At 33.1% G+C, this 6,170-nt stretch carries 8 protein-coding genes and 1 tRNA gene; 5 read left to right on the top strand and 4 right to left on the bottom strand.

Going from position 1 to position 6,170, the window contains the following annotated elements:
• Window positions 1-373: 373 nt before the first annotated feature.
• Window positions 374-447: transfer RNA gene (locus AC1DCY_RS08305), tRNA-Arg, on the top strand.
• A 169-nt stretch (window positions 448-616) separates the two neighbouring features.
• Here AC1DCY_RS08305 and AC1DCY_RS08300 read toward each other — a convergent pair.
• The 3 genes from AC1DCY_RS08300 to AC1DCY_RS08290 all read right to left on the bottom strand — a co-directional run bounded on the left by AC1DCY_RS08300 (window position 617) and on the right by AC1DCY_RS08290 (window position 3,207).
• Complete coding sequence (locus tag AC1DCY_RS08300) at window positions 617-1,711, bottom strand: site-specific integrase (protein WP_477349126.1); 1,095 nt, start codon at window positions 1,709-1,711, stop codon at window positions 617-619.
• A gap of 61 nt (window positions 1,712-1,772) precedes the next feature.
• Window positions 1,773-2,840: an ImmA/IrrE family metallo-endopeptidase gene (locus AC1DCY_RS08295; protein WP_477349124.1), complete on the bottom strand. Its 1,068-nt coding sequence runs from the start codon at window positions 2,838-2,840 to the stop codon at window positions 1,773-1,775.
• The gene (locus AC1DCY_RS08290; RefSeq protein WP_432702647.1) at window positions 2,815-3,207 is read right to left on the bottom strand and encodes a helix-turn-helix domain-containing protein; all 393 of its coding nucleotides are present in this window, start codon (window positions 3,205-3,207) and stop codon (window positions 2,815-2,817) included. Before AC1DCY_RS08290 ends, AC1DCY_RS08295 begins: the two co-directional genes overlap by 26 nt.
• 445 nt (window positions 3,208-3,652) lie before the next feature.
• Here AC1DCY_RS08290 and AC1DCY_RS08285 point away from each other — a divergent pair, with 445 nt between their 5' ends.
• Genes AC1DCY_RS08285 through AC1DCY_RS08275 form a run of 3 tightly spaced genes read left to right on the top strand, consistent with a single transcriptional unit; the run spans window position 3,653 to window position 4,971 of the window.
• Entirely contained in the window at window positions 3,653-3,844 is a 192-nt protein-coding gene (locus tag AC1DCY_RS08285) for a helix-turn-helix transcriptional regulator (RefSeq protein ID WP_477349122.1), read from the top strand.
• Window positions 3,845-3,847: 3 nt separating this feature from the next.
• Entirely contained in the window at window positions 3,848-4,642 is a 795-nt protein-coding gene (locus AC1DCY_RS08280) for a phage antirepressor KilAC domain-containing protein (RefSeq protein WP_477349120.1), read from the top strand.
• A gap of 5 nt (window positions 4,643-4,647) precedes the next feature.
• Window positions 4,648-4,971, top strand: a complete 324-nt coding sequence (locus AC1DCY_RS08275; RefSeq protein WP_477349118.1) for a DUF771 domain-containing protein — start codon at window positions 4,648-4,650, stop codon at window positions 4,969-4,971.
• A 282-nt stretch (window positions 4,972-5,253) separates the two neighbouring features.
• Here the strand turns inward: AC1DCY_RS08275 and AC1DCY_RS08270 are convergent, their stop codons facing one another.
• Window positions 5,254-5,595, bottom strand: a complete 342-nt coding sequence (locus AC1DCY_RS08270) for a hypothetical protein (protein WP_477349116.1) — start codon at window positions 5,593-5,595, stop codon at window positions 5,254-5,256.
• Between the two features lie 58 nt (window positions 5,596-5,653).
• Between AC1DCY_RS08270 and AC1DCY_RS08265 the strand changes: the two genes are divergently transcribed.
• Window positions 5,654-6,148, top strand: coding sequence for a hypothetical protein (locus AC1DCY_RS08265; protein WP_477349114.1), 495 nt, complete (start codon window positions 5,654-5,656; stop codon window positions 6,146-6,148).
• Window positions 6,149-6,170: the final 22 nt, after the last annotated feature.

Raw genomic sequence — 6,170 nt, 5'->3', positions numbered from 1 at the left:
CCTATCTGCTATATGCACTGGATAGGGAGGGGTAATGGGATACCCCAATCTTGAGAACTGTTCAAAACAGAAATGGACTGCGAACGCATAGTTACTCAGGAATCCCACTGACATTAGTCAGCTTGTCCCTTTAGGGGTGGGAGTCTCAAGACGACTACTAAATCTTTAAACATAATAGCTTCCTCCAGTTTTTTTGCTTTTCATTATTTTAGCAAAAGTAGAGATGAGGAGGGCATAATGGTGTACAGGAAATCATATAATATTAATATGAGGCAAACCTTGCCTTCATAGTAAAATTAATGTTGACATTATGATATAAAGGACATATAATAAATATTGTCCTTGATATGGACTACATAAAAAATAACATCATGTCTCAGTAGCTCAGCAGGATAGAGCAACGGCCTTCTAAGCCGTCGGTCGGGGGTTCGAATCCCTCCTGGGACGTCTATAACAAAATAAAGGTTGATTTTCAACCAAAAAGAAAAACGCTTAAAGCCTTATGAATACAAGGTTTTGAGCGTTTTTTCATTCTTTGATAAATATTGAAAATCGCATTGAATAACATATAAAATCTATTTTAGGTAAACAAAATGTAAACACAGTAAACAAAAAATTAAGATGAATAAACATTGATTGCTATTTCTTCATCTCGTTCTTCCATCTCTTTTAATACATGCGAATAATGGTCAAGTGTTGTTTGAATATCAGAATGTCCTAAGCGTTTTGAAACGGAATGTATATTAGCCCCTTTATATATCAAAACGCTGGCGTGAGTATGTCGTAAACCATGTATTGAAATATGTTCTACTTCCAATGCGTCCAATGTTTTTCGTAATAATTTATTAGCCCCTTCATTTGTTACTGTTTTAATGACTGATTGTCTATAGAAAACTAAGTTATTTTCATTTTCAGGTACAGCTAATATTAATTTCTTGAATTCATTCATAACTTTCTTATCAACAGAAATTTTTCTTTCAGATTGTTCGTTTTTTAATGGACCAAATCCAGTCCCTCTTTTATAATCCCATGCCCTGTATACTTTTAGTTCATTCTTTTTAAAATCAAAGCAATCTGTTGTTAGTCCAGTTAACTCCCCAAACCGTAGTCCTGATACAAGACCTAATAAAATTAAATGATAAGTACTTGTGGAGGGCGATAACCGATTAAATAATTCATCGTACAATTTAACACTATCTTGATAATTCAAGTGCTTATCTTCACTCTTTTTAGCGTTATTTGTAGCGTTTAATTCCACCTTGCGAGTGAAGTCTATTGTTATATATCCTTCCTCAATTGCATCCCTTACACACGCTCTTATGTGTGTATTAAGCTTTCTAACAGTCTCCTTTGATTTACCTTTACCATATTCATTTAAAAACATTTGGTAATCTGCCCGAGATATTTTTTGAATAGGTTTATCTTTGAAATATTCCTTAACACGTTCAACAGAATTTGAATAACGGTTATAGGTATTAATGTGTTTGTTGGATTTATACAACTCAACCCATTCATTAAAGTATTCAGCAAATGATTTTTCTTTTACAATTACTTGATTGCCCTTTTTTAATAACAATTCTATTTCCGCAGCAGCTATTTGCGCTTCTTTTTTAGTAGCAAAACCACCTTTTGAAATAGGCTTTCTTTTGCCATCCACGTAGTGATTAATCATATACTGCCATGTGCTACCGCGTTTTGTGATACTAGCCAAATAAATTCTCCTTTCTTTTGTAAAAGAAAAGAGCAAGCAAAATAGCCTGCCCTCTATGTATTTAGAATGGTAATTCGTCTAATTCGTCTATCTCTATCGGGGTGTAATTCCATGCTCTTAAATGACCAGCATTCATAAACCTAGAAGGATTCCCACATTTATGACAATAACGGGCATTTCCTGATAATTTTGTTCCACAAGATTCTACTAGAATTTCTTGATTTCCAAATGGGTCATCGTCATATATATCTGTACATTCATTAACTAAATATGTAGAACAAACATTGCAAAAATTTCCATCATAATCTAAATCTTCATTTTGACAACATGGACAAATTTTAGCTCTCCCAGTATGATCTACTTCAATTCCAATATATTTAGTCATTGGATTATCCCCTTTTTTATATTTATTGAAGACTGTTCCATTACAAATTGAACAATTTTTGATATTTTTGATTTCAAAATAACTATTACATTTAATACAAGTTTTTCCGAAATTAATGCGTTGGATGAATTTTGTGTAACATGACTTTAAAATGTCCGGGATATTGAATATTATTCCTTTTTTCATACTGTCAGCGATATATTTTCTTGTAATATTTGCAGAAGTATATGAAACACCGAAATATGAAGAAATCTTATTAGCATCATTCATGTTGGTTGCAGCAATAATTGATGGAGGTGTAAGGAAAAAACGTGCAAAAAAATTAGCTTCTGTTTCATAAGGGTCTCTATCAGTGGATTCTAATACCCTTCTGCTTATCATTTCAACACCTTTTTCTTTATTATGCTGCAGAATGTAGTGTCCAAACTCATGGCACAAGGTCCAATAAATCATCTCTCTTGGTCTTGTATTAGTTATTTGTTCATTATAGGCGAGTATATACTCGTCCAACTTTACATTATAGCTAAGTGCTCCTTCTGCACTTTTACAATTATCAATAACTTGTTGCCTAGTTAATCCGCAATTATCCATAATTTCCTTATAAGTAACTACAGTAAGATTATCGTATTCATCAAATACCGAAAAAAGGTTAATCGGGAATTCATAAACTTCATGAATTTCTAAGAGATTAGTTGCGGTTCTTTTTGCCTTTTCAAAATCAATCTTCTTCTCTGTTTTTGTCAAAGTTATTTACACCTTCTTGCTTCTTAGCGTTTGAAATAACGTCTTTAAATAGAACATCCCACATTTCTATTGCTTTCTCTCTTTGTTCAGGTGTCATTTCTAATGCAGCACGTTGAATAACTCTAATGTCAGAATCTATAGACATGCGTTCAATTTCTGCATTAACCATTTCACTTTTTCCTACTAAATAATCAGTTGATATATTATAAAGTCCAGCGATAGATTTAAGCATTTCAATATTTGGTTGAGATAAACCTTGCTCCCATGCATTATATCTAGCTCTTTTTATTCCTAATTTCTCTGAAACATCTACTTGAGTAAGACCTTTGCTTTCGCGTAAAGATACTAATCTTTCGCTTAATGTCATATAAAAAACTCCTTTGATAAAAATTTTATCAATATTTTTGTTGACGATAAAAAAATTATCATATATAATCGGAGATACATAAGAGAGGTGACACATATTTAAAACAAAAGAAGTGTTCTTTCTGCATGCAGAAAGTCTAAATGAACACTAAAGGATGTATCACAAGATTTTTGAATCTCTACTGTTTATTTTAGAATTATTGAAAATGAAACATTTTTACCTGGCAGGGACTAAATGTTCAAAATTAGTATTTACTATAAAACCAGTAGAAGAATTATTTCCTGACCACTTACAAAACTTGGTTGATAATTTTTTTATCTATAAACAATATAAAAGATAAATTGTCTAATGTCAATTTTTTTTATCATTTTTGATAAAATATTTATCAATCAATATGTCTGTTGATAAAAAATATTGTGTTTAGAATCGGAATGAGGTGGATAATATGTACTGCCGTCTAATGGCTATTCGAAAAAAAGAAAAAATAACCCAAAGTGAATTAGCAAAAAAGCTAAATATTCATCGTGTCACATACGGGTTGAAGGAAAGACAAGAAATGGATTTTACTATTTCGGAAGCAAAGTTATTAGGTGAAGAATTAGGGGTTCCGTGGAATGAACTCTTTGAGGAGATGTAGCAAATGAATTTAGTAGTTATAGAACTTCGTGGTAATCGAGTTTTAACAACAGCACAACTTGCTGAAAATTATGGTGCAGATACAGAACGTATTGTGAAAAATTTTAATCGAAACAAAGGACGTTATACAGAAGGAAAGCATTTCATTTTATTAGAAGGTCAGGAATTACGAGACTTTAGGGCAAAAGGACAAATTGGCCTTTCGCAAAATATTAACAAACTCTATTTGTGGACAGAAAAAGGTGCATGGCTTCATGCTAAATCATTAAACACAGATAGAGCATGGGAAGCGTATGAGTTACTTGTTGACGAATATTACCGTTTATCATCAGCACTAACAAAAGAGCAACTTATTAAACAGTTCGGATTACCGGCGAATTACAAAGAAGCATTGCAACACCTTGCTGGATATGTGGAAGAAAATGAACAACTCAAACAGCAAATAGAAAACGATCGTGAAAAAGTTGTTCTAGCTAATGCAATCACCACAAGTGATGAAGGACTTTTAATTGAAGGTGCTGCAAAGTACATGCGACAAAACGGTGTAAATATTGGTCGTGACAGATTATTCAAATGGTTACGCGGACAAGGTTATTTAGTCAGCCGTAATGGTAGAGAGTACAACTTACCTACTCAAAAATCACTGAATCAAGGGTTGATGAAAATACACGCTCAACAGTATTTCGATTCAGAAGGCGAGTTAAAAGTTAATAGGCAAGTAGTTGTTACAGGTAAAGGATTGATGTTCTTTATTAATAAATTCTTACATGATGGGCAACTAGCTTTGCGATTGGAGTGAATTGAATGCAACAAGCTATTAAAGCAGAAATATTTATCAACATTCCAACAGATCAAATATTAATTTCTAAAGTTGAATACGAGGAATTGCAATCCAATTCATTACAAGGTGTCTATTGGACAATGAGTGATTTGGAAAATCAAATTGGCAAAAAGCAAGTATGGATTAAAGAAAATATATTATACCCACAAAATTTCAAAAGACAGTTGGATGTTTCACAAGGTGGATTTGTTTATTATCCGAAAGCGAAAGGCGAAAAATGGAGCTTCTTAGCTTCTAAGATGTCTCAGTTTTTGGAAGATAACTTTTACAAAATATTTAAAGGGTAGGTGAACAAAATGAAAATCAAAGTAGCAGAGTGGCTGGCATTACCGGTTGAGGTTAAAGCAGCTAAAATTCGTAAGGCATTTGAGAAATCATCAGCAGCACGTCAAAAGTAAATCTATCAAACTATGAAGGGAGAGTGAAAAGTGTGGATGACACAAAACGAAAACTAATGCCAGTAGAATCAATGCAATGTAAATGCAACGTGTGCAGTAAAGAACTTCATATAGAAGATGCTCTATATTGCACACGTTGTGGGTCAAAACTCGAATTGAAAAATGCTGTTATTAAAACGGAATTTCATCACTAATCTTAAATCCAGTTTGTTTAACTAATTCAAGCTTTGCAAACCTCACTTCAATTAATTGTTCTTGATTGAAGAGTGATGGTGAAGCGCATTTTGGACAATATGCAGCGTCAGGTTCGAGAATGAATACTTCTTCTTCTTTAAAGTCATGCTCTACAGGTTCATTAATGTCAGTAGCAAATGCAGAAGTTCCAGTACATTCATTGCGAATAGGTGAACCACATTGAGTGCAATAAATATGATCTTCAGTTAAATCGGTAATTTCATGATTGCATCTCAAACAATTTTTTAAGTATTTATTTTCATGTGTTTCTATAGCCATTTCAACACCACCTTTCTACCAATATTGTAACAGAAAGGAAATATAAGGAGGAATATAAATGAAAGCAGTATTAAACGTAAAAGGTACGAAGTTATCAGTTCTATCAATTCATTATCGTGAAACAGGTAAAGTTCTATCAGTTTATGCAAAAGACGAAAATGGTCATGAAACTCGATTTGTGGATAAATCACAAAACCAATACGATACAACACCACATCTTGCAATAGAAGACTTAGATGGAGCGTTGGAATATCCAGAGCTTGAAGCAAGAATTGTGGAAGGCAACAACAGACTTATTGAGCATCTTGAACAAATGCTTGAGCATGAAAATATTGAACTAACAAATATAGCGATTGATGCTATGGAAAGCGAGCCGGATCTACCATTTGATAGTCATCTATCAAAAAAGCAACGAGAGTACAAGCTTCAACAACAACGTGTATTAGGATGGATTGACGCAGTAGAAGAAGTCAAAGCATACACGGAGGGCTATTACGCAAATGTCGATGCAGAAACAATTGAAACGCAAAGCAGTAATACAGCAACTGAATAAACTTGGCATCCACAGTGTTGAA

This window comes from Lysinibacillus sp. 10T31 (assembly GCF_056394365.1).
This window is presented reverse-complemented; position numbering and strand designations above follow the sequence as displayed.